The sequence below is a fragment of the Leifsonia tongyongensis genome (genome assembly GCF_010686705.1).
GTDB classification, from domain to species: Bacteria; Actinomycetota; Actinomycetes; order Actinomycetales; family Microbacteriaceae; genus Diaminobutyricibacter; species Diaminobutyricibacter tongyongensis.
Genome location: NZ_JAAGWY010000002.1, coordinates 411608 through 437078, shown reverse-complemented (window position 1 = coordinate 437078; position 25471 = coordinate 411608). Strand labels below are relative to the sequence as shown.

The following is a 25471-nucleotide window of genomic DNA, read 5'->3' as shown; positions in this document are numbered from 1 at the left end:
GAACCGACGTGACGCTTCGCACATTGGATTCACTCGGTTCGCTCGCCGGCAAGCGCGTCATCGTCCGCTGTGATCTGAACGTTCCCCTCAAGGACGGCCAGGTCACGGACGACGGCCGTGTGCGAGCGTCGATTCCCACGCTGAACGCCCTGATCAACCAGGGCGCCAAGGTCGTCGTGATCTCTCACCTCGGCCGCCCGGAGGGTGCACCGGATTCCCGGTACAGCCTCGCCCCCGTCGCTCAGCGTCTCTGCGAGCTTCTGGGCAAGCCCGTGACATTCGCGCGCGACACGGTCGGCGGCGGGGCACAAGCGGCCGTGAACGGCCTGGAGGACGGCGACGTCGCCCTCCTCGAGAACCTCCGGTTCAATCCGGGGGAGGCGAGCAAAGACGATGCCGAGCGCGAAGCGTTCGCCTCGCGCCTGGCCGAGTTCGGCGATGCGTTCGTGAGCGACGGCTTCGGAGTCGTCCACCGCAAGCAGGCGAGCGTGTACGAGCTGGCGAAGCTCCTCCCGAGCGCGGCGGGTCAGCTGATCGCCACCGAGCTCGATGTGCTCGACCGCCTCACGGAGAGCCCTGAGCGGCCGTACGTCGTCGTGCTGGGCGGTTCGAAGGTCTCCGACAAGCTCGGCGTGATCGGCCACCTGCTTCCACGTGTGAACTCGCTGCTCATCGGTGGAGGGATGCTGTTCACCTTCCTCGCAGCGCAGGGCCACAAGGTCGGCTCCAGCCTTCTCGAGGCCGACCAGCTCGAGACGGTCAGGGGCTACCTCGAGCAGGCGGAGCAGCTGGGGGTCGCGATCGTGCTCCCGCGTGACGTCGTCGTCGCTTCGGCGTTCAGCGCCGACGCCGACCATGTCGTTCGCCCGATCGACGCCATCGAGGACACCGAGTGGGGCCATGCCGGACTCGGTCTCGACATCGGCCCGGAGACCTCCGAGCTCTTCGCGGAGTACATCCGCGCCGGCCGCACCGTCTTCTGGAACGGACCGATGGGCGTCTTCGAGCTCGCACCGTTCGCGGCGGGCACGAAGGCGATCGCCCAGGCGCTCACCGAGGTTGGCGGGCTCAGTGTGGTGGGCGGCGGCGACTCAGCGGCCGCCGTGCGCGCACTCGGTTTCAGCGATGACCAGTTCGGTCACATTTCTACCGGTGGTGGGGCGAGCCTCGAATTCCTCGAGGGCAAGCACCTGCCCGGCCTGGAGGTCCTCGGATGGCAGCAGTGAGCTCGTCGGTGCGGCGCACGCCGCTGATCGCCGGCAACTGGAAGATGAATCTCGATCACCTTCAGGCGATCGCGTTCGTGCAGAAGCTCGCGTGGACGCTGAAGGACGCCGGTCACGACTTCAACACCGTGGAGGTCGCGGTCTTCCCGCCCTTCACCGACCTGCGCAGCGTGCAGACGCTCGTCTCGGCGGACAAGCTTCCTCTCGCGTTCGGTGCGCAGGACGTCTCCGAGCACGAGTCGGGCGCGTACACCGGCGAGATCTCCGCGGTCTTCCTGTCGAAGCTGGAGTGCCGTTACGTCATCATCGGGCACTCGGAACGCCGCACCCTGCACGCGGAGACGGACGAACAGGTCGCCGCGAAGGTTGCAGCCGCCCTGGCGCAGAACCTGTCGCCGATCATCTGTGTCGGCGAGACGGCCGAAGACCTCGAGCAGCACGGGCCAAGCGCGATTCCGGTCACACAGCTCCGCGCGGCCCTGGCGCACGTGTCCACGGCCGCAGACATCGTGGTGGCGTACGAGCCCGTCTGGGCCATCGGATCGGGTCAGGCGGCGACGCCGGAGCAGGCGGAGCAGGTCGCCGCGGCGCTCCGCGCCGTGCTCGTGGATGTGCTCGGTGAAGACGTCGCCGCCAAGACGCGCATCCTCTACGGAGGCTCGGTCAAGTCCGGCAACATCGCCAGCTTCATGCGCGAACCCAACGTCGACGGGGCCCTGGTGGGCGGCGCAAGCCTCGACGTCGACGAGTTCGCGGCCATCGTGCGATATCAGAAGCACGTCGGCCTGTGACGGCTGCGGTTATACTGGTCTGTGGTCTTCCCGGGCGCTGAGCCCGGTCGTTCCCCGAAAGGTTTCTCGTGCAAATTCTCCAGGTCGTCCTGCAGGTGCTTCTGGGCATCACCAGCCTCCTGCTGACCCTGCTCATCCTTCTGCACAAAGGTCGTGGGGGCGGCCTGTCGGACATGTTCGGGGGTGGCGTCACGTCCAACCTCGGAGCATCCGGAGTTGCCGAACGCAACCTCAATCGCATTACGGTGATCCTGGGCTTGATCTGGATCACCTGCATCGTCGTACTCGGACTGATCACCAAGTTCGATACTGGCGCCTGACCACAGCACATCGGCCTTCGGGCCAGAGGAGGAACAATGGCATCCGGTGGAAGCGCAATTCGGGGCTCGCGCGTCGGCGCCGGTCCGATGGGGGAGCAGGACCGCGGCTACCACGCAGAGCGTATCTCCGTGTCGTACTGGGACGCCCTCGGCAACGAGACGGTGCGGCATTTCGCCGCGAACCTGCCTGAGGACGAGATTCCTGAGATCATCGACTCGCCGTCGTCGGGCCTGCCTGCCGGCCGCGACAAGGACAACCCGCCGTCGGTCGCCAAGCTCGAGCCGTACAAGACGCACCTCGCCTATGTGAAGGAGCGTCGCACCGAGGACGAGGCTGAGCAGCTCCTCGAGGACGCCCTGACGCAGCTTCGTGCGCGCCGCGGCAAGCTCAGCGCAACCAACTAGGTCTCACGAGAAAGCCCCCGCCGGACACATCCGGGCGGGGGCTTTCTGTGTTCTTGGACTCCGTCCAAAAACATCTGGGGCAGCATGCGTAGGGCGCTCGCGCGCGGCCGCAGCATGCCACGGCGTGCCGGGCAGGGGACCGGCGCGCTAAATCAATAGGACGGCGCGATGAGGTTCGCCGGCACCTGGGCGGCCGCGTCCTGGTCGACGAAGAACACGGTGCGCTTGCGGCCTTTGGCGCCGGCCACCGGTACTTCCGTGTAGCTCGCACCCGCAAGCGCGAGGCCGAGCGCGGACGCTTTGTCGTCGCCTGCGAGCACCAGCCAGATGCGATCCGACGAGTTCAGCACCGGACGCGTGAGGCTGAGCCTCTCGGGCGGCGGTTTGGGGGAGTCGCGCACGGCGACGACTGTCGCGTCGGTTTCGCGGATGCCCGCACGGTCGGGGAAGAGCGAGGCGATGTGACCGTCAGGCCCGACGCCGAGGAACGTGATGTCGAAGCGCGGGTATCGTGCACCGTCGGCCGCGTATGCCGCGAGCTCGTCGGCGTAGGCCACCGCGGCGGCATCCAGGTCGTCGAGTTCGTCGGACGCAGCGAACGGGTGCACGTTCCCTGGCGGTACCGCGATGTTGTCGAGCAGAGCCTGCCGCGCCGCCAGTTCGTTGCGGTCGGCGTCGCCTTTCGGCACCCAGCGCTCGTCGCCCCACCAGAAGTGGACTTTCGACCAGTCGACGCTGTCGCGGGCGGGCGAGTCATTGACGGCCTGGAGCACGCCGATCCCGACCGTTCCCCCCGTCAGGACGATGTTGGCACCCCCGAGGTCGTCGATGATGTCGACCGTCTTCGTGAGGAAACGCGCGGCGACCGAACCGGTGAGGGCCTGTTTGTCGGGGTGGACCAGCACACGTCGTTCGTTCGTCATCGCTTCGCGCCCACTCCTTCGTCGGCGGCCTCAAGCTCTTCGAGGCCCTTGGTGATCACCTCGCCGTACAGATCGTCGGGGTCCAGCCTACGCAGTTCCTCGGCCAGGCAGTCGCGCAGGTTGCGGCGTGGCAGCGAAAGATCGTGGGTGGGCTGACCGGGCTCCGAGAGGCGGGCCACGTCGGGGATCTCACGTTCGAGTTCGATGACTCCGGAGGCGCGACCGAGGCGCACACCGTGGATGCCGCTCGATCCGGTCGCGCGCGATGTGAGGTCGTGCTGCACCGGCACCTGCAGTTGAAGGCAGAGCCATGCAGCGAGCAGCACGGTCGAGGGGGAGTCGGCCGCGCCCGCGACCTCGACGCTCTCGACGGCCTCGTACGGCGGCTGGTCGAGCACCGCGGCGAGCTGTGCCCGCCAGAGCGTCAGGCGCGTCCAGGCGAAGTCCGTGTCGCCCGGCTTATACGTTCTGGAGAGGTGACGGAGTGCTTCGTGCGGGTCGGGCTGTGCCGACGCGTCGGTGATGCGCCGGGTCGCGATGCGGCCGAGCGGTGATGCGGAGGCCACTTCCGGTGCGGCTCCGGGCCACCAGGCCACCACAGGAGCGTCCGGCAGGAGCAGCCCGGTGACCAGGCCCTCCTCGTCGCTGGCGGTCTCTCCGTAGGCGCGCAGCACGATGACCTCGCTCGCGCCTGCGTCGCCGCCGACCCGGATCTGTGCGTCGAGCCGGCCTTCCGACAGGGTCGGCGCCCCATGGTTGGGGTCTTCCGTCGAGACGACGATGACACGCATCGGATGCTCGCGCGAGGCGTCGTTCGCCGCCTCGATCGCTTCCTCCTCCTGACCCAGATGGGTTGCGATCACGAGAGTGAGGACGCGGCCGAGGGCGACCGCGCCGCCCTCTTCGCGAATCTTGACGAGCGCTTTCGAGACCTTGCTCGTCGTGGTTGCGGGGAGATCGACGATCATGGGCGCCTCCAGGTTCGGCCGTCGCGAGCGAGCAGCTCGTCGGCGGAGCTCGGGCCCCACGTTCCGGGGCGGTACTGTTCGGGCTGGCCCAGTGTCGCCCAGTACTCTTCGATCGGGTCGAGGATCTTCCAGGAGAGTTCGACCTCTTCGTGACGCGGGAAGAGGGGCGGGTCGCCCAGGAGCACATCGAGGATGAGCCGCTCGTATGCTTCCGGGCTCGCCTCGGTGAACGCGTGACCGTAACCGAAGTCCATGCTGACGTCACGCACCTGCATCCCGGCGCCGGGAACCTTGGATCCGAAGCGGATCGTCACGCCTTCGTCGGGCTGGACCCGGATGACGAGCGCGTTCTGTCCGAGCGCGGTGGTCTGGCTCTCGGCGAACAACTGCTGCGGCGCCCGCTTGAAGACGACGGCGATCTCGGTCACCCGCCGGCCCAGGCGCTTGCCCGCCCGGAGATAGAACGGAACCCCGGCCCAGCGCCGGGTTCCGATGCCGAGCTTCATCGCCGCGTAGGTCTCGGTGGTCGAGTGCGGGTTCATGCCGTCTTCTTCGAGGAAGCCGACGACCTTCTCCCCGCCCTGCCAACCGCCCGAGTACTGTCCGCGGGCGGTGGCCGTGCTCAGGTCGTCCGGCAGCCGCACGGCTGCCAGGATCTTCTCCTTCTCGGCGCGGAGGTCGGCCGCGTCGAAGGAGATGGGCTCCTCCATCGCGGTCAGCGCCAGGAGCTGGAGGAGGTGGTTCTGGATGACGTCTCGCGCGGCGCCGATCCCGTCGTAGTATCCGGCGCGGCCGCCCACGCCGATGTCCTCGGCCATCGTGATCTGCACGTGGTCGACGTAGTTCGCGTTCCAGATCGGCTCGTACAACTCATTGGCGAAGCGCAGGGCCAGGATGTTCTGGACGGTCTCTTTGCCGAGGTAGTGGTCGATGCGGAAGACCGAGTCGGGAGGGAAGACGGACTCCACCACCTTGTTCAGCTCGCGGGCCGACTTGAGGTCGCTTCCGAACGGTTTCTCGATCACGACGCGCCGCCAGTGCCCCGGCTCCTGCTTCGCCAGTCCGGACCTGCTGAGCTGCTCCGTGACGAGGGGGAACGCTTTCGGCGGGATCGACAGGTAGAACGCGTGGTTGCCCATCGTGCCGCGTTCGACGTCGAGCTTCTCGACCGTCTCCCGGAGCCGCTCGAACGACGCCTCGTCGTCGAACTCGCCGGACACGAAGCGGATGCCCTGCGCGAGCTGCTGCCAGACGTCGTCCTGGAACGGTGTCCGCGAGTACTGCTTGACCGCGTCGTAGACGACCTTCTCGAAGTCCTGGTCCTCCCAGTCGCGGCGGGCGAAGCCGACGAGGGAGAATCCGGGCGGGAGGAGACCGCGGTTGGCGAGGTCGTAGACCGCCGGCATCAGCTTCTTGCGGGAGAGGTCACCCGTCACACCGAAGATGATGAGGCTGCTCGGGCCGGCGATGCGATTGAGTCGCTTGTCGTACGGCACGCGCAGCGGGTTGAACTCCGGGGTGATCTCCACCGGGGACATTGAACTCCTTGATTCGGTTGATGCGCCTAGTTGACCGCGTCGAAGAGAGGCACGAGGTTCGCCTCCGGGTCGGTGAGGTTGAGGGTGAGGACCGGGCGTCCGTGGTCGGCGAGCACGCTCGCGTCGCCGTTCGCCTGCGCCTGGATCAGCTGCCCGAAGGTGAACGGCCGGTCCGGGATGGCGAGGTCTTCCGGCGCGTTCTCCGTGATCTGCAGGAAGACGCCGACGGCCGGTCCACCCTTGTGGAACTGTCCGGTCGAATGGAGGAACCGCGGCCCCCAGCCGAAGGTGACCGGCCTGCCCGCCTTGCCGGCGAGAAGGTCGCGGAGGCCGGCGAGCTGGGGCAGCGCGATGCGGTCGACGTAGGCCTGGATGGAGACGTAGCCGTCGGGTCCGAGCTGCGCGAGCAGTGCATCCACGGCTCCCGACAGCGTTCCGGCTCCCGCGACGACGGCGGCGGTGCCACGCACCTCGATACCGTCGGCGACGAAGGCCGGAGCGGTCGCCTCGGGCCGGTTGTCGAGCAGGCCACGCGTTGCGATCTTCGCCGACTCGACGTCGGGCTGGTCGAACGGATTGATGCCGAGGAGCCGGCCGATGATCGCGGTCGCATACTCCCACACGAGGAACTGGGCGCCCAGGCTTCCCGAGACGAGGATCTCGCCGTGGTGCCGGTCGGCCGGGAACAGGTGGCGTGCGTCGGCGTTGTCGACGAGCCGGACCACCTGGAGGTCGGGGAGATTCGCCGACAGCTCCGGCGCGAGCTTGTCGAGGACGACCGGAAGGATGCCCGTGCCCTGCTTGCCCGTGGACTCGGCGATCAACTGCTCCGCCCAGTCCGGCAGTCCGACGATGTGGGTGCCGTCGGAGACGAGCGCGAGCTTGTCCTTGAGCGGGTTGCCGCCGGCGATCGCCGCGGCGAGGATCAGCCCCGGGTTCGTCGGATCGTCGATCGCCAGTTCGAGCGAGATCGTCTCGGCCTCTTCGAGCAGCTCCTCGATGTCGACGCCCGCGAGGCCCGACGGAACCAGCCCGAAAGCGGTGAGCGCCGAGTAGCGGCCGCCGACGTTCGGGTCGGCATTGAAGACCCGGTAGCCCGCCTCGCGCGCCGAGGCGTCGAGCGGCGAGCCCGGATCGGTCACCACGATGATCCGCTCGCGCGGGTCGATGCCCGCATCACGGAACGCCTTCTCGAAGACGCGACGCTGGCTGTCGGTCTCGAGCGTGGAGCCCGACTTGCTCGACACGACGAGAGCCGTCGACTCGAGCCGGTCGCCGAGGGCGGCGAGCACCTGGCCGGGAGCGGTCGAGTCGAGGATGGTCAGCTCGACGGCTGCCGTCTGGGCGATGACCTCGGGAGCGAGCGACGACCCGCCCATCCCGCCGAGCACGATGCGGTCGACGCCCTTGGCACGGAGTTCGTCGCGCAGCGCGACGATCTCGGGCACCAGCGGGCGCGAGATGGCGACCGACTCGGTCCAGCCGAGGCGCTTGGACGCCTCGGCCTCCGCATCCGGACCCCACAGCGCCGCATCCTGGGCGGTGATGCCGGAAGCGACGAGGTCGGCCACGAGCTGGGGGAGAGCGGCCTTGACGGCCTGCTCAGCTGCTCCCGAGACGTGGACCTTGAAGCTCATTTCGCTGCCTCGAGCGCGGCGCTGACGGTGTCGAGGAGTTCGTTCCAGGAGACGATGAACTTGTCGACGCCTTCGCGTTCGAGCAGTTCGGTGACCTCGTCGTACGAGATGCCGAGCGCGTCGATCGCCGCCAGCACGTCGGCGGCTGCCGCATACGAGCCTGTCACCGTGTCACCGGTGATGACCCCGTGGTCGAAGGTCGCGTCGAGGGTCTTCTCCGGCATCGTGTTGACGACGCCGGGCGCGACCAGCTGCGTCACGTAGAGCGTGTCAGGAAGGCTCGGGTCCTTGACCCCGGTCGAGGCCCACAGCGGGCGCTGCAGGTTCGCACCGGCGGCCAGCAGCGCCTTGGCACGGTCGGTGGCGAAGGCCTCCTCGAACGCCTGGTACGCGAGCTGCGCGTTGGCCACGCCGGCTTTGCTCTTGAGTGCGAGCGCCTCGTCCGTGCCGATGGCCACCAGGCGCTTGTCGATCTCGGTGTCGACGCGCGACACGAAGAACGAAGCGACCGACTGGATGCCCGACAGGTCGATCCCCGCAGCGGCGGCCTTCTCGAGTCCGGTCAGGTACGCGTCGATGACCTGGCGGTAGCGCTCGAGGCTGAAGATCAGCGTGACATTGACGCTGATACCCGCGGCGATGGTCTCCGTGATGGCTTCGAGGCCTTCGACCGTCGCCGGGATCTTGATGAGGACGTTGGGCTTGTCGACCTTGGCTGCCAGCTTCTTCGCCTCGGCGACCGTCCCGGCGGCGTCGTGTGCGAGCCCAGGCTCGACCTCGATCGACACCCGGCCGTCGAGGCCGTGCGTGGCCTCGAAGGTCGCGTGGAAGATGTCACTCGCGTCGGCCACGTCGTTCGTCGTGATCTCGAAGACGGCGTCGACGACGTCTGCGCCGGCTTTCGCCAGTTCGCGCACCTGGTCGTCGTAGGCCGCGCCCTTGGACAGCGCGGTGGCGAAGATCGTGGGGTTCGTGGTGACGCCGACGACGTTCTTGTCGTCGATCAGCTTCTGCAGCCCGCCCGATCGGATGCGCTCACGGGAGAGGTCGTCGAGCCAGATGCTGACTCCGGCTTCGGAGAGCTGGGCGGTGGGTGTTGCGTCTGTCATGTCTTCTCTTCCCTTTGGCTTGACGTTCCTGGCTCGGTCTCAGAGGGACGCGAGCGATTCCTTTGCTGCCGCGACGGCATGCTCGGTCGTCATGCCGAACTCGCGGAACAGGGTCTTGTAGTCGGCGGATGCACCGAAGTGCTCGATCGACACGCTGCGGCCGTGGTCGCCGACGTACTTGCGCCAGGTGAGGTCGAGGCCCGCTTCGATCGAGACACGCGCCTTCACCGCTGCCGGGAGCACGGATGCGCGGTACTCGTCGCTCTGCTCCTCGAACCATTCGAGGCAGGGCGCGGAGACCACACGTGCGTTGATGCCGTCTGCGCGCAGCTTCTCACGCGCATCCACCGCGATCTGCACCTCGGAACCGGTGGCGATGAAGATCACGTCCGGCGTTCCGCCCGGCGCTTCTGCCAGCACGTACGCGCCCTTGGCGACGTTCTCGGCCGAGGCGAAGGTGTCGCCGGCCGCGTCGCCGTCGCCGCGGGCGAACACCGGGATGTTCTGGCGGGTCAGCGCGATGCCCGCCGGGCCCTTGCGGCGCTCGAGGATGGTCTTCCAGGCCCAGGCGACCTCGTTCGCGTCGCCCGGGCGCACGACGTCGAGGTGGGGGATCGCGCGGAGCGTCGAGAGCTGCTCGATCGGCTGGTGGGTCGGCCCGTCTTCGCCGAGTGCCACCGAGTCGTGCGTCCAGACGAAGATCGACGGGACCCGCATGAGCGCGGACAGGCGGACCGCCGGGCGCATGTAGTCGCTGAAGATGAGGAACGTGCCGCCGAAAGCACGCGTCGGGCCGTGCAGCACGATGCCGTTGATGATCGCAGCCATCGCGTGCTCGCGGATGCCGAAGTGGAGCACCCGTCCGTAGGGGTTGCCGGTCCACTCGTGCGTCGAGTGCTCGGAGGGCACGAACGACGCAGCGCCTTCGATGGTCGTGTTGTTCGACTCGGCGAGGTCGGCGGAGCCGCCCCACAGCTCGGGCATCAGCGGCGCGATCGCGTTGATGACCTTGCCGCTCGCTGCGCGGGTCGAGATGTCCTTGCCCGGCTCGAACGCAGGAAGGGCCGCGTCGACGCCCTCGGGCAGTTCACCCGTGAGGAGCCGCTCGAGCAGCTCTTTGCGCTCCGGGTTCGCCTCCGCCCAGGCTGTGAAGGCGACATCCCATTCGGCGTGCGCCGCGAGACCGCGGTCGATGGCCTTTCGCGTGTGCTCGATGACCTCGGCGGGGACGTCGAAGGTCTTGGCGGGGTCGAAGCCGAGAACCTCCTTGACGGCGGCCAGCTCGTCGGCGCCCAGCGCCGACCCGTGGATCTTGCCCGTGTTCTGCTTCTTCGGGCTCGGCCAGCCGATGATGGTCTTGAGGATGATCAGGGACGGCTTGTCCGTGACGCCCTGCGCCTTGACGATCGCATCGTGCAGCGCGACCACGTCTTCGCTGTAGACGCCGGACTTCTTCCAGTCGACGACCTGCACGTGCCAGTGGTACGCCTCATAACGCGCCTTGACATCCTCGGTGAAAGCGATGTTGGTGTCGTCCTCGATCGAGATCTGGTTGCTGTCATAAATCGCAATGAGGTTGCCGAGCTCCTGGTGGCCGGCGAGCGAGGACGCCTCGCTGCTCACGCCCTCCTGGAGGTCGCCGTCGCCGGCGATCACATAGACGAAGTGGTCGAACGGGCTCGTGCCCGGCTCGGCGTCGGGGTCGAAGAGTCCGCGCTCGAAGCGGCTTGCGTAGGCGAAGCCCACGGCAGACGAGATGCCCTGGCCGAGGGGGCCGGTCGTGATCTCCACACCGTCGGTGTGCCCGTACTCCGGGTGGCCGGGCGTAAGCGAACCCCACGTGCGCAGCGCCTCGAGATCGGTCAGCTTCAGGCCGTCGCCGGCGAAGTAGAGCTGGATGTACTGGGTCAGCGAGCTGTGGCCGGCAGAGAGGATGAACCGGTCGCGCCCCAGCCAGTGGTGGTCCTGCGGGTCGCGCCTCATCACCTTCTGGAAGAGCAGGTACGCGGCAGGGGCGAGGCTCATGGCAGTTCCGGGATGCCCGTTGCCGACTTTCTCAACCGCGTCCGCTGCAAGAACCCGAGCGGTGTCTACTGCCTTGTTGTCAATGGGATCCCATTGCAGAGCTGCCACGTGAAACTGACCCTTCGTAGAGAGGGTGACGGGCCGTCATGTCCCGCACCGGTTGAGGTAGTGCGCGCCGTGGACGTCATCGGCACCTCACGCAGAAACCGTGGACGACCTACAAACAGGCCGGGGGTGAGAGCGCTTCGGTTGGCGAGCATCTTCAAGTATAGGTAACACGCAGGAAACGTGGCGTCTTCCGGGTTCGCCCGCGCCACCCGCAGGGGCGTGCCCTCCGTCGGCCATGCCCTAGAATCGTGTGGGGGATTCGACCGTTAGAGGAGCAATGGACGTCGCTGTAGAGAGCCGAGTGGAACCGGGTCGAATCGGCGCACGGCGCAAGTTCCGGGCCTACCTGGCGCTGACCAAGCCCCGCGTCGTCGAGCTTCTGCTGGTCGTCACCGTCCCGACCATGATCCTCGCGCAGAACGGCATCCCGAACCTTCTTCTGGTGCTTGCGACTGTCGTCGGCGGGGCGATGAGCGCGGGATCCGCAGGGGCCTTCAACTGCTACTTCGACCGCGATATCGACCGCGTGATGAACCGCACCAAGAACCGGCCGCTCGTCACCGGCGAGCTCTCCGATCGCGAGGCGCTCCTCTTCGCATGGGGCCTGGGGATCGCATCCATCCTCGTGCTCGGCTTCTTCGCCAACTGGCTGGCCGCGGCGCTGTCGCTCGTCGCGATCCTGCTCTACGTGGTCTTCTACACGCTCATCCTGAAGCGCCGCACGCCGCAGAACATCGTCTGGGGCGGAATCGCCGGCTGCATGCCGGTGCTGATCGGGTGGGCCGCCGTGACCGGATCGCTCGCCTGGGCACCATTCATCCTCTTCTTCATCATCTTCCTCTGGACGCCGCCGCACTACTGGCCGCTGTCGATGAAGTACCGCGACGACTACAAGTCGGCCGGAGTGCCGATGCTCGCAGTCGTCCGCGGCCGGGCCGTCGTCGGACTCCAGGTGATCCTGTACGCCTGGGCGACCGTCGCATGCTCGCTGCTGCTGGTCCCCGTCGCGCACATGGGCGTCCTCTACACCGCGGTCGCCCTCGGCGCCGGCGGCTGGTTCATCTACGAATCGCACCGGCTGTACAACCTGGCGATCCGCCACGAACACGTTTCGCCGATGCGGGTGTTCCACGGCTCGATCGCCTACCTGACGCTGCTGTTCCTGGCGATCGCCATCGATCCCCTTCTCCCGTTCTGAGTCGATGCTCCGAACACTCGTCACGGAGCGCCTCACCCTGGACGCGCCCGCCGACGCGGACATCGAGGCGGTCTTCGAGCTCTGCCAGGACCCGGAGATCCACCGCTGGGTGCCACTGCCGTGGCCCTACGGCCGGGACAACGCTGAGTTCTTCGTTCGCAGCTATGCGCCGCACGGACTCGCCAGCGGGGCATACGAGACCTGGGCCATCCGTACCGCCGCGGACACTCCACTGATCGGAGCGATCGAACTGCGTCGTGACGAGGCCGCAGGCAGCGCATCCTTCGGCTGCTGGCTGGGCGAGGCCTCGCGCGGTCACGGCTTCATGAAAGAGGCCGCCAGGGCGGTGATCGACTATGCGCTGGGTGCGGGAGGACCCGGATACACCCGGCTGCGCTGGGAAGGGCTGGTCGGCAACGACGCCAGCAGGAGGATCGCCGTGGCGCTCGGCTTCGTGATCGACGCTGATCCCACCCGCACGGTCGACTTCCGTGGCGAGCCGCGCCCGTCGTGGCTGGGCGTGCTCGACGCGCGGCCGCGCGACGACAGGGGCTGACCGGCGGCAGCACGGGATCCGGCCAGGAACGCTCCGGTTACGATGGAGTGTGCAAACCCCGCTCGCGTATCTGGCATCGCGTTACACCCTCGGTCCACGGTCGCTCCGGTGGGCGACGACGGCAGCGCTGATCGTCAGCATCTTCATCGTGTTCAGCGGGGGAGTCGTGCGAGTCACCGGCTCCGGGCTGGGCTGCCCGACCTGGCCGAGCTGTGAGGTGGGGTCGCTGACTCCGACTCCGGCTCTCGGCATCCACGCCATCATCGAGTTCACGAACCGCATGATGACCGGTGTCCTGTGTGTCGCCGTCGGGTGGGTCATCGTGGCCGCCCGGCTCCAGAAGCCGCGCAACCGCACCATGACCAGGCTCGCGTGGTCGCAGTTCTGGCTGGTGGTCGCGAACGCGATCGCCGGCGGAATCACCGTTCTCACGGCGCTCAACCCGTACATCGTCGCTTTCCATTTCGTCATGGCGATCGCGCTGCTGACCACGACGGCTCTCACGTGGCATCGCGCGCACCTCGGCGAGTCCGCGGCGGTGGCGATCCCACGCATCGCGCGCGTCCTCAGCTATACGCTCCTCGCCGTCACCCTCCTTCTCATCCTGGTCGGCACGCTCGTCTCCGGTTCGGGTCCTCACTCGGGCGATTCCGCCGCCGTGCCGCGCATGACCTTCGACTGGCTCGACGTCACGGTCGTCCACGCCGTCCTGGGCACCGCGACGCTGGGACTGGCGATCGCTCTGCTCGTCGTTCTGGCGCGCATCCCGGATGCGGTCCTCGCGCGCCGCCGCACCGTCACCTTCATCGTCGTCCTGCTTCTCCAGGCGGGCATCGGGGTCCTCCAGTCGCTGACGGGCCTGCCCGACGCACTGGTCGCCCTGCACCTGCTCGGCGCCGCTCTCGTGTGGGTCGGTGTGCTCCGCGTCGTCCTGGATGTGAATCCCGGACTGTTCCCGACGGTCTCGGTCATTCCCGCCGAACCGGCACGCTCACTGTCAATTCGTTGACACTTCAGCGTCCGCTGTGAGCCTGCCTGTAGAATGAAGTGTTCGTGACGCGCGCCCTCAGGCGCCGAGGCAGCGTCGCCCACGTGCTCGAACATATTAGGTACGCACACCAGCCACTCGCACAATCCTGATCCGCGGACGTCGACGCATGTCGTCCAGCGGGGAATGAGCCGGAATGACAGCCGGTTACGTGTGGTAGGAAACGAGGTAGATATGTCAGACATCCTGATCGACCGTCCCGAACTCAACAGCCTGGGGCAGTACGAGTTCGGCTGGGCGGATTCGGACGTCGCGGGCGCGTCCGCACGTCGAGGGATCTCGCCGGAGGTGGTCGCCGACATCTCCCACCTCAAGAACGAGCCCGAGTGGATGCTGCAGCGCCGGCTCAAGGCCCTCCAGCTCTTCGAGCGCAAGCCGATGCCCACCTGGGGCGCCGACCTGTCGGAGATCGACTTCGACAACATCAAGTACTTCGTGCGGTCGACGGAGAAGCAGGCCCAGACCTGGGAAGACCTGCCCGACGACATCAAGAACACCTACGAGAAGCTCGGTATCCCCGAGGCGGAGCGGCAGCGGCTCGTCGCAGGCGTCGCGGCCCAGTACGAGTCCGAGGTCGTCTACCACCAGATCAACGCGGAGCTCGAAGCCCAGGGCGTGATCTTCATGGACACCGACACGGCCCTGCGCGAGCATCCCGAGTTCTTCGAAGAGTACTTCGGCACCGTCATCCCGAGCGGCGACAACAAGTTCGCAGCGCTGAACTCGGCCGTCTGGTCGGGCGGATCCTTCGTCTACGTGCCGCCCGGCGTCCACGTCGACATTCCGCTGCAGGCCTATTTCCGCATCAACACGGAGAACATGGGCCAGTTCGAGCGCACGCTGATCATCGCCGACGAGGACAGCTACGTCCACTACATCGAGGGATGCACGGCCCCGATCTACAAGTCGGACTCGCTGCACTCCGCGGTGGTGGAGATCATCGTCAAGAAGAACGCCCGCGTACGCTACACGACCATCCAGAACTGGTCCAACAACGTGTACAACCTCGTCACCAAGCGCGCCACGGCCGCCGAAGGCGCGACCATGGAGTGGATCGACGGCAACATCGGTTCCAAGGTCACGATGAAGTACCCGTCGATCTACCTGATGGGCGAGCACGCCAAGGGCGAGACCCTGTCTGTCGCCTTCGCCGGCCCCGGCCAGCATCAGGACGCCGGCGCGAAGATGATCCACATGGCGCCGTACACGCAGTCGTCGATCGTCTCGAAGTCGATCGCGCGTGGCGGGGGCCGCGCGGGCTACCGCGGAGAGGTGCGGGTCGACCAGAACGCCCACCACGCGTCGAACAACGTGCGGTGCGACGCTCTGCTCGTCGACACCATCTCGCGCTCGGACACCTACCCGTCGATCGACATCCGTGTCGACGACGTCCACCTCGGTCACGAGGCGACGGTGTCGCGCGTGAGCGAAGAGCAGCTCTTCTACCTGATGTCGCGCGGCATGCCGGAGGACGAAGCGATGGCGATGATCGTCCGTGGCTTCATCGAGCCGATCGCCCGTGAGCTCCCCATGGAATACGCACTCGAACTCAACAAGCTCATCGAGATGGGCATGGAAGGCTCCGTCGGATGACCATTCTTCTCATTCTTCGTCGAAAGGCACTGTCGGCCGCATGAGCATGGCAACAACACCGACCCCCACGACCACGGCCTCCGGCCCCACAGCTGAACAGCACGGAATCAAGAAACACTCCGACGGAGGATGGGGCGTCGTGCCCATCCAGACACGTTCTGAGCGGTTCCATTCGACGAACGTCGAGGACTTCCCGGCCATCACCGGCCGCGAGGCGACCTGGAAGTACACGCCTGTCGCGCGCATCACGGAACTGACGTCGAGCGAACTCGACGGCTCGCCGTACGACGTGACGACGACCGACACGGCCGGCGTGACGATCGAATGGGTCGGCCGCGATGACGCCCGCGTCGGAAAGGCGGGCGCCCCCGAGGAGCGCGCATCCGCGAACGCCTGGACGAGCTTCGAGAAGGCGCTCGTCGTCTCGGTCACGGGCGAGGACGACAAGGAATTCACGCTGACGCGCTCGGAGCTCGGCCAGGGCGCACGCGGCGCGCACACCATCATCGAGGCCGCGCCGTTCAGCCGCGCCACGGTCATCCTCCAGAACACCGGCGCAGCACACCTGACCGAGAACCTCGAGATCCTCGTCGGCGAGTCCGCAGCGCTGACCGTCGTCACCGTGCAGGAGTGGGACGACGACGCACTGCACGTCGCGACCCATTTCGCCTCGGTCGGGCGCGACGCATTCCTGAAGCACATCGCGATCACCCTCGGTGGCGGCCTCGTGCGGCTGAACCCCGCCGCGCACCTCGTGGGATCCGGTTCGGACACCGAACTGCTCGGCGCGTATTTCGCCGATGCCGGTCAGCACCTGGAGCAGCAGGTGTACGTCTTCCACGATGCGCCGCACACCCGCAGCCGGGTGACGTACAAGGGTGCCCTGCAGGGCGTCGGAGCACGCACGGTCTGGGTCGGCGACGTCCTGATCGGACCCAAGGCCGTGGGCACCGACACCTACGAGCAGAACCGCAACCTGGTGCTCACCGACGGCGCCCGTGCCGACTCCGTTCCGAACCTCGAGATCGAGACCGGGGACATCCTCGGCGCCGGCCACGCGAGCGCGACCGGGCGTTTCGATGACGAGCAGCTGTTCTACCTGCAGTCCCGCGGGATCACCGAAGACGAGGCGCGCCGCCTGGTCGTCCGCGGCTTCCTCGCGGAGATCGTGCAGAAGATCGGCTCGCCGGCCCTGCAGGAACGCCTCACGGATGCCATCGAAGCCGAGCTCACGGCCCTCGAGCCGTCGACATCAGCCGGTGCGGAGACCGCCGGCCCGAGGGAGAACTAGGTGGGCACGCGCGTCTGCTCGGTCGACGAGCTCGTGGAGAACCAGGCCGTCCGGGTCGTGCTCGACGGCATCCCGATCGCCGTCGTGAAGGACTCATCCGGCGCGGTACACGCCATCGGCGACACCTGCACGCACGGCGAGATCTCGCTCTCCGAAGGCTTCGTCGAAGACGAGACCCTCGAATGCTGGGCCCACGGCTCGCTGTTCTCGCTCGTCACGGGCAAACCCCTGAACCTGCCGGCCTACGAGCCGGTCCCCGTCTACCCGGTCGAGCTGATCGATGGAGACGTCTACATCGACCCGACCGCAACGAAAGAGATTTAGAAGCACATGTCAGTTCTTGAGATCCGCGACCTCCACGTCACCGTCGAGACCGAGCAGGGCACCAAGCCCATCCTGAACGGCGTCGACCTGACCATCCGCGAAGGAGAGATCCACGCGATCATGGGACCGAACGGCTCCGGGAAGTCGACTCTCGCCTACACGATCGCCGGCCACCCGAAGTACAAGGTGACGAGCGGCACGATCACCCTCGACGGTGAGGACGTCCTCGCGATGACCGTGGACGCCCGGGCACGTGCCGGCCTCTTCCTCGCGATGCAGTACCCGGTCGAGATCCCCGGCGTGACCAACCAGAACTTCCTGCGCACGGCCAAAACCGCGATCGAGGGCGAGGCGCCGGCCATCCGCGGCTGGGTGAAGGAAGTGCGCGAGACGATGACGAAGCTCCGCATGGACACGTCGTTCGCCGAGCGCAACGTCAACGAAGGATTCTCCGGTGGTGAGAAGAAGCGCAACGAGATCCTCCAGCTCGAGCTCCTGAAGCCCAAGATCGCCGTGCTCGACGAGACCGACTCCGGCCTCGACGTCGACGCGCTCAAGGTCGTCTCCGAGGGCGTCAACCGCGCGAAGGAGAACACGGGTCTCGGCATCATGCTGATCACCCACTACACGCGCATCCTCCGCTACATCAAGCCCGACTTCGTGCACGTGTTCGTCGCCGGCCGCGTCGCCGAGGAGGGTGGTCCCGAACTCGCCGACCGACTCGAGGACGAAGGCTACGACCGCTACACCGAGACCCCTGAGCCTGCTGTCGAAACCGACGTACCCGCTCCTGCAGAGGCGTAGGCTGCTGCCATGGTCGCAACACTGAGCCCGGCACTCTTCGACCAGGTCGAAGAGGCGCTGAAAGACGTGGTCGACCCCGAGCTCGGGGTCAACGTCGTCGACCTCGGCCTGATCTACGATCTCGGCTGGGACGACGAGAACAACGCCCTCATCATCTCGATGACGCTGACGAGCGCCGGATGCCCTCTCACCGACGTCCTCGAAGAGCAGACGGCCGAGGCGCTCGACGGAATCGTCGAAGCCTTCCGGATCAACTGGGTCTGGATGCCGCCGTGGGGTCCCGAGCGGATCACCGACGACGGGCGCGACATGATGCGCGCCATCGGCTTCGCCATCTGACCCGCCTCGCGCGACCCCGTGCGCGAGTTGACGAATACCCTTACCTCCGGTCATGGAGACATGACGACAGAATTGGATGACGCCTGTGCTCAGTGTGCACGACCTTGAGCTCAGAGTGGGAGCCCGACTTCTGATGGAAGGGGTCGACTTCCGTGTCGCCGACGGCGACAAGATCGGTCTCGTCGGGCGCAACGGCGCGGGCAAGACCACACTCACCAAAGTGCTGGCGGGGGAGTCCCTCCCGACCGGCGGCCGCGTCGAACGCAGCGAAGAGATCGGGTACCTCCCACAGGATCCCCGCTCCGGCAACCCGGAAGACCTGGCCCGAACGCGCATCCTCGACGCCCGCGGCCTCGGCAGCATCGTGCTCGGGATGCAGAAGTCGACCCACGACATGGCCAGCGACGACCCGGCGGTCAGCGCTGCAGCGATGAAGACGTACGGCCGGCTCGAAGAGCAGTTCCACATGCTCGGCGGCTACGCGGCCGAAGCCGAGGCCGCATCGATCGCCAGCAACCTGAACCTGCCCGACCGCATCCTCGACCAGCAGCTGAAGACGCTCTCGGGCGGCCAGCGGCGACGCATCGAGCTCGCGCGCATCCTGTTCTCGGATGCGCGCACGATGATCCTCGACGAGCCGACCAACCACCTCGACGCCGACTCCGTCGTCTGGCTGCGCGAGTTCCTGAAGAACTACTCGGGCGGCTTCATCGTGATCAGCCACGATGTCGAACTCGTGGGCGAGACCGTCAATCGCGTCTTCTACCTCGATGCCAACCGCCAGGTCATCGACATCTACAACATGGGCTGGAAGAACTACCAGCGCCAGCGCGCGGCCGACGAGGAACGCCGCAAGAAGGAGCGCGCCAACGCCGAGAAGAAGGCGGGGGCGCTGCAGCTGCAGGCCGCGAAGTTCGGTGCCAAGGCCACCAAGGCCGCCGCCGCCCACCAGATGGTCGCCCGTGCCGAGAAACTGCTCGCCGGGCTCGAGGACGTTCGCTCGGTCGACCGGGTCGCCAAGCTCCGCTTCCCGACGCCGGCGCCCTGCGGACGCACGCCGCTGCAGGCGAGCGACCTCTCGAAGAGCTACGGCTCACTGGAGATCTTCGCCGCCGTCGACCTCGCCATCGACCGGGGCTCCAAAGTCGTCGTACTCGGGCTCAACGGTGCAGGCAAGACGACACTGCTCCGGATGCTCGCGGGCGTCGACCTGCCGGACACCGGCCAGATCGAACCGGGTCACGGCCTCCGCATCGGGTATTACGCGCAGGAGCACGAGACCATCGATGTCAAGGCGTCCGTGCTGCAGAACATGATGTCGTCGTCACCGAGCCTGACCGAGACCGAGGCCAGGCGGGTGCTCGGCTCCTTCCTCTTCACGGGCGACGACTCGCACAAGCCGGCGGGTGTGCTCTCGGGTGGCGAGAAGACCCGGCTCGCACTTGCGATGATCGTCGTCTCCGGTGCGAACGTGCTCCTGCTCGACGAGCCCACGAACAACCTCGACCCGGCCAGCCGCGAGGAGATCCTGGACGCCCTGGCGCACTACGAAGGAGCGGTCGTGCTCGTGAGCCACGACGAGGGCGCGGTGGAGGCGCTGAACCCGGAGCGGGTGCTCATCATGCCCGACGGCGTCGAAGACCACTGGAACAAGGACTACCTCGACCTGATCTCGCTGGCCTAGCTCCAGCGCTTAGCTCCAGCGCTCCAGCAGGTCGTCCTCGACCTCGGCGTCGGTGCGGGCACGCTGCGACTTGCGGCGCTCGCGCTCGGCCGCGCGCGCCTGTTCGGCCGGGTCGTCCTCATTGAGCTTGCGATACTCCGTCCGCAGCGCGTAGCCGAGCCCGAAGAAGCCGATCAGGGCGAAGATGATCCACTGGATCATGTACGACCAGTGCAGACCCTCGTCCTGGGTTGGCGCGGCTGTCACGGTCGGTGTGGGGGCGGATGCGGGGCTCGGGTCCTGCGAGTCGAGCAGTCCGTATGCGGCCGTGTACACATCCCCTCCGATGCGCGTGCGGATGTCGGGGAGCTCGATCGTGGCCACCTGGTCGCCGATGCCGCTGCGACCGTCGAGTCGCGGCTCGCCGGGTTTCAGCCGGGCGATGACCGTGACCTGGCCGCCGGGTGCGGCCGGAACGGTGTCGGGCGCATCCGTGCGGTCGCCGGTGGGCACCCAGCCGCGGTCGACGATGAAGAGCGAGCCGTCGGCCAGCCGGAGAGGAGTGAGGACTTCGAAGCCCGGGGTGCTGTTCAGCGGGCGGTTGCGGACGAGGAGTTCATCATCCGTCACATACGTTCCCGTCACGGTCACCCGCTTCCACTCCTGGCTCCGCGAGAACGATGTCAGTGTCGGCAGCACCTGCTGGAGCGGGACCGGCTGCGAATTGAAGTTGGCGTCGAGCAGCGCGTTCGCCGCCGCCGCCTCCTTGCTACGCGCCAGCTGCCACGCGGACAGTCCGCCGCACGCGATGGCGAACACGATCGCGAACGCGATATAGCCCAGCCAGCGGCGGGAGAACGCGAAACGCCAGCCCTTCACGAGGCGGCCCCGCCGGCGACCTGGGGCGCCGGGTCAGCGCCGACCGCGACCACGCGGAGAGGGAAATCACGGGCGGCCAGGAACTCGCGCAGGAAGTCGACGTGCTCGTCGCACGCCAGCCAGACCTTCACGCGATCCTCCGAGTGGATCTTCGGGTTGCGCCACTCGATACGCCACACGGCCGTCTCGCGGCAGTTCGCGCGTGAGCACGTCAGCGCCTCCGGTTCACCGAACCCGATCACGTGCCATGCTCCCTCTGTTCGCCTTCTTCATCCTCGTCGTCCGGGTCGGCTGCGGCACTCCCGTCCGCGGGCTCGCCCGTGCGCGCATCCGATTCCGCATCCCCGCCCGGCGCGTGCGCGGGAGGGGTCATGGGAAGGATATTGCCCGGACGCTGAACGGTAGCTTGACGCGGATCCGATCCGACGTTCGCGATGACCACAGCGAAATAGGGGAGGAACACAGCGCCGATCGCCGGGATGATCGCCCAATAGCCGGGAACGAACAGGATCGCGATGATGCAGAGCACACGGATGCCCATCGCCACCGAATACTTGATCATGCGGCGGCGCCGCTCCTCGTCGGGAGAGAGCGGAAGGTTCGTTATCGACTGTTGCTTCATGTCCGTCACCGGTGCCGCGAATCGGGCCCGATCCGTCCCCTCAAGCCTACGTCCAACCCAGACCATAAACTGGTACGCGTTCGATGTCAGGCACACGGCCTGGACCCAGGAGAGGACCAACGGATGACAACCCCACGCACCGTGCTCGTGACCGGCGGAAACCGCGGAATCGGTTTCGCCATCGCCGAGGAGTTCCTCGCCCAGGGGCACCGTGTCGCCGTCACCGCACGTTCGGGCGAAGGCCCGGAGGGGAGTCTCACCGTTCGCGCAGATGTGACCGACACCGCTGCCGTCGACGCGGCGTTCGCCGAGGTCGAGGAGAAGCTCGGCCCGGTCGAGGTCGTCGTGGCCAACGCGGGGATCACCCGCGACACGCTTCTCATGCGCATGACCGAGGAGGACTTCGACGCGGTCGTCGACACGAACCTCGGAGGCTCCTTCCGTGTGATCAAGCGCGCGTCGAAGAACATGCTCAAGGCCCGCTACGGCCGCATCGTGCTGATCTCGAGCGTGGTCGGCCTGTACGGGTCGGCCGGCCAGGTCAACTACGCCGCCTCGAAGGCCGGGCTCGTCGGCATGGCGCGTTCCATCACCCGCGAACTGGGCGCCCGCGGCATCACGGCGAACGTCGTCGCCCCGGGGTTCATCGAGACGGACATGACCGCCGAGCTCCCCGAGACGCAGCAGGCCGAATACAAGCGCAACATCCCGGCAGGGCGATTCGCGACCCCGAACGAGGTCGCGAAAGTGGTGGCCTGGATCGCCGGCGACGACGCCGCCTACATCTCGGGAGCGGTCATCCCCGTCGACGGCGGTCTCGGGATGGGGCACTGACGCTGGAGCTGAATGGATTGCATCGCATTCCCGCGACGCCAGTCCGAGCAGCCACGCTGCCGAGGCTGACCCTTACCCGCGCAACCCCAACACCGCCAGCACCTGCGACAGGTCCTGGCGGTCGATGACGACATTCGCCTCGGCGCGGACGCGGGGCTTCGCGTTGAAGGCGACGGACAGGGCTGCTGCGGCCATCATCCGCAGATCGTTCGCGCCGTCTCCGACGGCGACCGTGCAGGCCACGGGGATGCCCGCATCGGCTGCCCACTCGCGCAGCGCGGCCGCTTTCGCCTCCGCATCCACGATCGCACCGACCAGCCCGCCCGTGAGCACGCCGTCCACCACCTCGAGCCGGTTGGCGCGCCAATGGTCCAGCGCCAGACGGTGACCGAGCCCGTCCAGCACCTCGTGGAAGCCGCCGGACACCACACCCACTCGTCCGCCCGCTGCGCGGACGCCTGCCACGAGCTCCGCAGCACCGTCGGTGACACGGACCCGTTCGCCGACATGCTCGAACACCTCGACCGGCAGACCCGCGAGAGTCCGCACCCGCTCGCGCAGGCTCTGCTCGAAGTCGAGCTCGCCACGCATCGCCCGGTCGGTGATCTCCGCGACCTCGGTGCGCGATCCCGCCTCCTCGGCGAGAAGCTCGATGACCTCATCGTGGATGAGCGTCGAATCCGCGTCGAGCACGACGAGGAATCGGGGCGAACCCGCGGTCTGTTCAGGTGGGGCGCTGGGCGCAGTTGAGGCGCTGACAGCGCTGCTGGCGCTGGGCGCGGCGGAACGCTGCGTCATGGAACGACGTGTACTCCCTTGCCGACGACGGTGATCCCGGACTCGGTCACGGTGAAACCCCTCGCACGATCACGCGCAGGGTCGGCTCCGACGGAAGCGCCGGCTGCCACGACCACGTCCTTGTCGAGGATAGCGCGGGTGACGAACGCGTTCGGCTCGATGACGGCCCGCTCGAAGACGACCGAGTCGACGACGTGCGCGCCCGACTCGATCTTCGCCCACGGCCCGAGCACGCTGCGTTCGAGGTGCGCGCCCGAGATCACACTCCCAAGCGAAACGATCGAGTCGATGGTGACCCCGAGCGACCCGCGCCCGTCGCGCACCAGCTTCGCCGGCGGCGAGTTGAGCTGCTGGCTGAAGATCGGCCACCAGCGGTTGTAGAGGTTGAAGACCGGCAAGGCGGAGATCAGGTCCTGGTGGGCCTCGAAGAACGACTCGATCGTCCCCACATCCCGCCAGTAGTAGCGGTCGCGGTCGGTCGAACCGGGGACGTCGTTGCGGTTGAAGTCGTACACGCCCGCCTCACCCCGGTTGACGAAGTCGGGAATGATGTCGCCACCCATGTCATGGTTCGAGTCGGGTCGGTCACCGTCACGGATCACGGCCTCGATCAGAGCATCCGCGTCGAAGACGTAGTTGCCCATGGAGGCGAGCACCTCGTTCGGCGAGTCGGGCAGCCCGACCGGGTCGGTCGGCTTCTCACGGAACGCAGCGATCCGGTCCGGATGCTGCGAGTCCACCTCGATCACCCCGAACTGGTCGGCGAGACCGATGGGCTGGCGGATCGCGGCCACGGTCGCCGGCGCCCCGGACTCGATGTGCGCGTCGATCATCTGGGCGAAGTCCATGCGGTACACGTGGTCGGCTCCGACCACCACGACGATGTCGGGCTTCTCGTCGCGCAGGAGGTTGAGACTCTGCAGGATGGCGTCGGCCGATCCGCTGAACCAGCGCTTGCCCAGCCGCTGCTGGGCGGGAACCGAAGCGATGTACGAGTTCAGCATGCCGTCGAGGCGCCAGGTCTGCGAGACGTGCCGGTCGAGACTGTGCGACTTGTACTGGGTCAGCACGACCACCTGGCGCAGGTTCGAGTTGATCAGGTTCGACAGGGCGAAGTCGATCAGGCGGTACTGGCCGGCGAACGGGACCGCTGGCTTGGCTCGATCTGCTGTGAGCGGCATCAGCCGCTTCCCTTCGCCACCTGCAAGGACGATGCCGAAGATCTTTGTGCCAGCCATGGCTCAAGAGTAGAGGCAACCCCTCGGCTGTACTAGCGTTCAGGTCATGCGAGTCGATCTGCTCACCCGTGAATATCCGCCGGAGATCTACGGGGGTGCTGGAGTGCACGTCGCCGAACTGGTGCGCGCGCTCCGGGTCGACACCGACGTGGTCGTCCGCTGCTTCGGCGCTCCCCGTGAGGAGCCCGACACGTACGCCTACGGCGTTCCAGCCGAGCTCAGCGAGGCCAACGGCGCCATCGCAACGCTCGGCGTCGATCTGCGGATGGCGCAGGATGCCGGGGGAGCCGACCTGGTGCACTCGCACACCTGGTACGCCAATGCGGCGGGCCAACTGGCCTCGTTGCTGCACGGCATCCCCCACGTGATCACCGCGCACAGCCTCGAGCCGTTGCGACCCTGGAAGGCCGAACAGCTCGGCGGTGGCTACCGCGTCTCCAGCTGGATCGAACGGTCCGCGTTCGAGTCGGCGGATGCGGTCATCGCGGTCAGCGAGGGGATGCGGCGTGACATGCTGCGCAGCTACCACGCACTCGACCCCGACAAAGTCAAAGTCGTCTACAACGGGATCGACCTCACGCGGTGGAAACCGCTCGAGGACGACGATCTCGCGCGGTCCCTCGGTGTCGACCCCGACCGGCCCGCCGTGGTCTTCGTCGGGCGGATCACCCGGCAGAAGGGGCTGCCGTACCTGCTCAGGGCCGCGCGCCTCCTGCCCGCGGAGGTACAGGTCGTGTTATGCGCCGGCGCGCCGGACACCGCAGAGATCATGGCCGAAGTCACCCGGGGCGTGGAGGCGCTCCAGGCCGAGCGGGAAGGGGTCGTGTGGATCGACCGCCTGCTCAGCCAGACGGAACTGCGCGCGGTGCTCACCGCATCCACCGTGTTCGTCTGCCCGTCCGTCTACGAACCGCTCGGCATCGTCAACCTCGAAGCGATGGCGTGCGGCCTGCCGGTCGTGGGGACAGCCACGGGCGGCATCCCCGAAGTCATCGTCGACGGCGTAACCGGGCGCCTCGTGCCCATCGACCAACTGCAGGACGGCACAGGAACACCCACCGACCCCGACTCCTTCGTCGCCGAGCTCGCGGCGGCACTCATCGAGGTCGTCCACGACCGCGACCGGGCAGCTCTCATGGGAAGCGCGGGCCGACTGCGCGCCGAAACCGCGTTCAGCTGGACCTCCATCGCCGAGCAGACACGAGAGATCTACCGGTCGCTGCTCGCCTGAAAT

General features: G+C 67.3%; 26 protein-coding genes. 15 read left to right on the top strand and 11 right to left on the bottom strand.

Annotated features, from left to right (window positions below; translation table 11 throughout):
• The first annotated feature begins 8 nt into the window (after window positions 1–8).
• The 4 genes from G3T36_RS10065 (at window position 9) to G3T36_RS10050 (ending at window position 2742) form a co-directional block, all read left to right on the top strand.
• The gene (locus G3T36_RS10065) at window positions 9–1226 is read left to right on the top strand and encodes a phosphoglycerate kinase (RefSeq protein WP_163289659.1); all 1218 of its coding nucleotides are present in this window, start codon (window positions 9–11) and stop codon (window positions 1224–1226) included.
• Window positions 1214–2017 carry a triose-phosphate isomerase gene (gene tpiA, locus G3T36_RS10060; protein WP_163289658.1) on the top strand — a complete coding sequence of 268 codons (804 nt, stop codon included), beginning with the start codon at window positions 1214–1216 and terminating at the stop codon, window positions 2015–2017. Before G3T36_RS10065 ends, tpiA begins: the two co-directional genes overlap by 13 nt.
• Window positions 2018–2085: 68 nt before the next feature.
• On the top strand, window positions 2086–2337 hold the full coding sequence (gene secG / locus G3T36_RS10055) for a preprotein translocase subunit SecG (protein WP_163289657.1): 252 nt from the start codon (window positions 2086–2088) through the stop codon (window positions 2335–2337).
• Window positions 2338–2373: 36 nt separating this feature from the next.
• Window positions 2374–2742 (top strand): RNA polymerase-binding protein RbpA, encoded by a 369-nt coding sequence (locus G3T36_RS10050; RefSeq protein WP_163289656.1) that lies wholly within the window; start codon window positions 2374–2376, stop codon window positions 2740–2742.
• Window positions 2743–2894: 152 nt separating this feature from the next.
• On the opposite strand, the gene pgl is transcribed toward G3T36_RS10050, so the two are convergent.
• Genes pgl through tkt form a run of 6 tightly spaced genes read right to left on the bottom strand, consistent with a single transcriptional unit; the run spans window position 2895 to window position 11050 of the window.
• Window positions 2895–3665, bottom strand: coding sequence for a 6-phosphogluconolactonase (gene pgl, locus G3T36_RS10045; RefSeq protein WP_163289655.1), 771 nt, complete (start codon window positions 3663–3665; stop codon window positions 2895–2897).
• A complete protein-coding gene (locus tag G3T36_RS10040; RefSeq protein WP_163289654.1) occupies window positions 3662–4633 on the bottom strand; it encodes a glucose-6-phosphate dehydrogenase assembly protein OpcA in 972 nt (323 codons plus the stop codon). The genes pgl and G3T36_RS10040 overlap by 4 nt, the downstream gene beginning before the upstream one ends.
• Window positions 4630–6171 carry a glucose-6-phosphate dehydrogenase gene (gene zwf / locus G3T36_RS10035; RefSeq protein ID WP_163289653.1) on the bottom strand — a complete coding sequence of 514 codons (1542 nt, stop codon included), beginning with the start codon at window positions 6169–6171 and terminating at the stop codon, window positions 4630–4632. The genes G3T36_RS10040 and zwf overlap by 4 nt, the downstream gene beginning before the upstream one ends.
• 26 nt (window positions 6172–6197) lie before the next feature.
• The gene (locus G3T36_RS10030) at window positions 6198–7808 is read right to left on the bottom strand and encodes a glucose-6-phosphate isomerase (RefSeq protein WP_163289652.1); all 1611 of its coding nucleotides are present in this window, start codon (window positions 7806–7808) and stop codon (window positions 6198–6200) included.
• A complete protein-coding gene (gene tal / locus G3T36_RS10025) occupies window positions 7805–8917 on the bottom strand; it encodes a transaldolase (protein ID WP_163289651.1) in 1113 nt (370 codons plus the stop codon). The genes G3T36_RS10030 and tal overlap by 4 nt, the downstream gene beginning before the upstream one ends.
• 39 nt (window positions 8918–8956) lie before the next feature.
• Complete coding sequence (gene tkt, locus G3T36_RS10020) at window positions 8957–11050, bottom strand: transketolase (protein ID WP_163289650.1); 2094 nt, start codon at window positions 11048–11050, stop codon at window positions 8957–8959.
• A gap of 277 nt (window positions 11051–11327) precedes the next feature.
• Here tkt and G3T36_RS10015 point away from each other — a divergent pair, with 277 nt between their 5' ends.
• The 9 genes from G3T36_RS10015 (at window position 11328) to G3T36_RS09975 (ending at window position 19887) form a co-directional block, all read left to right on the top strand.
• The gene (locus G3T36_RS10015; protein WP_163289649.1) at window positions 11328–12248 is read left to right on the top strand and encodes a heme o synthase; all 921 of its coding nucleotides are present in this window, start codon (window positions 11328–11330) and stop codon (window positions 12246–12248) included.
• Between the two features lie 4 nt (window positions 12249–12252).
• The gene (locus G3T36_RS10010) at window positions 12253–12804 is read left to right on the top strand and encodes a GNAT family N-acetyltransferase (RefSeq protein WP_163289648.1); all 552 of its coding nucleotides are present in this window, start codon (window positions 12253–12255) and stop codon (window positions 12802–12804) included.
• Window positions 12805–12853: 49 nt separating this feature from the next.
• On the top strand, window positions 12854–13813 hold the full coding sequence (locus G3T36_RS10005) for a COX15/CtaA family protein (protein ID WP_163289647.1): 960 nt from the start codon (window positions 12854–12856) through the stop codon (window positions 13811–13813).
• A gap of 213 nt (window positions 13814–14026) precedes the next feature.
• Window positions 14027–15445: a Fe-S cluster assembly protein SufB gene (gene sufB / locus G3T36_RS10000; protein ID WP_163289646.1), complete on the top strand. Its 1419-nt coding sequence runs from the start codon at window positions 14027–14029 to the stop codon at window positions 15443–15445.
• A gap of 46 nt (window positions 15446–15491) precedes the next feature.
• Window positions 15492–16736, top strand: a complete 1245-nt coding sequence (sufD, locus tag G3T36_RS09995) for a Fe-S cluster assembly protein SufD (RefSeq protein ID WP_420811047.1) — start codon at window positions 15492–15494, stop codon at window positions 16734–16736.
• Complete coding sequence (locus tag G3T36_RS09990; protein ID WP_163289644.1) at window positions 16737–17060, top strand: Rieske 2Fe-2S domain-containing protein; 324 nt, start codon at window positions 16737–16739, stop codon at window positions 17058–17060.
• Window positions 17061–17066: 6 nt separating this feature from the next.
• A complete protein-coding gene (gene sufC, locus G3T36_RS09985) occupies window positions 17067–17864 on the top strand; it encodes a Fe-S cluster assembly ATPase SufC (RefSeq protein ID WP_163289643.1) in 798 nt (265 codons plus the stop codon).
• Window positions 17865–17873: 9 nt separating this feature from the next.
• On the top strand, window positions 17874–18203 hold the full coding sequence (locus tag G3T36_RS09980; protein WP_163289642.1) for a metal-sulfur cluster assembly factor: 330 nt from the start codon (window positions 17874–17876) through the stop codon (window positions 18201–18203).
• Between the two features lie 85 nt (window positions 18204–18288).
• The gene (locus G3T36_RS09975; RefSeq protein WP_163290283.1) at window positions 18289–19887 is read left to right on the top strand and encodes an ATP-binding cassette domain-containing protein; all 1599 of its coding nucleotides are present in this window, start codon (window positions 18289–18291) and stop codon (window positions 19885–19887) included.
• A 9-nt stretch (window positions 19888–19896) separates the two neighbouring features.
• Here the strand turns inward: G3T36_RS09975 and G3T36_RS09970 are convergent, their stop codons facing one another.
• The 3 genes from G3T36_RS09970 to G3T36_RS09960 are packed head-to-tail and all read right to left on the bottom strand — an operon-like array spanning window position 19897 to window position 21367.
• Complete coding sequence (locus tag G3T36_RS09970; protein ID WP_163289641.1) at window positions 19897–20745, bottom strand: SURF1 family cytochrome oxidase biogenesis protein; 849 nt, start codon at window positions 20743–20745, stop codon at window positions 19897–19899.
• On the bottom strand, window positions 20742–20987 hold the full coding sequence (locus G3T36_RS09965) for a hypothetical protein (RefSeq protein WP_163289640.1): 246 nt from the start codon (window positions 20985–20987) through the stop codon (window positions 20742–20744). The genes G3T36_RS09970 and G3T36_RS09965 overlap by 4 nt, the downstream gene beginning before the upstream one ends.
• On the bottom strand, window positions 20984–21367 hold the full coding sequence (locus tag G3T36_RS09960) for a DUF3099 domain-containing protein (RefSeq protein ID WP_163289639.1): 384 nt from the start codon (window positions 21365–21367) through the stop codon (window positions 20984–20986). The genes G3T36_RS09965 and G3T36_RS09960 overlap by 4 nt, the downstream gene beginning before the upstream one ends.
• 123 nt (window positions 21368–21490) lie before the next feature.
• Here G3T36_RS09960 and G3T36_RS09955 point away from each other — a divergent pair, with 123 nt between their 5' ends.
• Window positions 21491–22201: a beta-ketoacyl-ACP reductase gene (locus G3T36_RS09955; protein WP_163289638.1), complete on the top strand. Its 711-nt coding sequence runs from the start codon at window positions 21491–21493 to the stop codon at window positions 22199–22201.
• 72 nt (window positions 22202–22273) lie between these two features.
• On the opposite strand, the gene serB is transcribed toward G3T36_RS09955, so the two are convergent.
• Together serB and G3T36_RS09945 are read right to left on the bottom strand one after the other, a co-directional pair.
• Window positions 22274–22999, bottom strand: coding sequence for a phosphoserine phosphatase SerB (serB, locus tag G3T36_RS09950; RefSeq protein ID WP_163289637.1), 726 nt, complete (start codon window positions 22997–22999; stop codon window positions 22274–22276).
• Window positions 22996–24237 carry a glucose-1-phosphate adenylyltransferase gene (locus G3T36_RS09945; protein ID WP_163289636.1) on the bottom strand — a complete coding sequence of 414 codons (1242 nt, stop codon included), beginning with the start codon at window positions 24235–24237 and terminating at the stop codon, window positions 22996–22998. The genes serB and G3T36_RS09945 overlap by 4 nt, the downstream gene beginning before the upstream one ends.
• Window positions 24238–24283: 46 nt before the next feature.
• Between G3T36_RS09945 and glgA the strand changes: the two genes are divergently transcribed.
• Complete coding sequence (gene glgA, locus G3T36_RS09940) at window positions 24284–25468, top strand: glycogen synthase (RefSeq protein WP_163289635.1); 1185 nt, start codon at window positions 24284–24286, stop codon at window positions 25466–25468.
• Window positions 25469–25471: the final 3 nt, after the last annotated feature.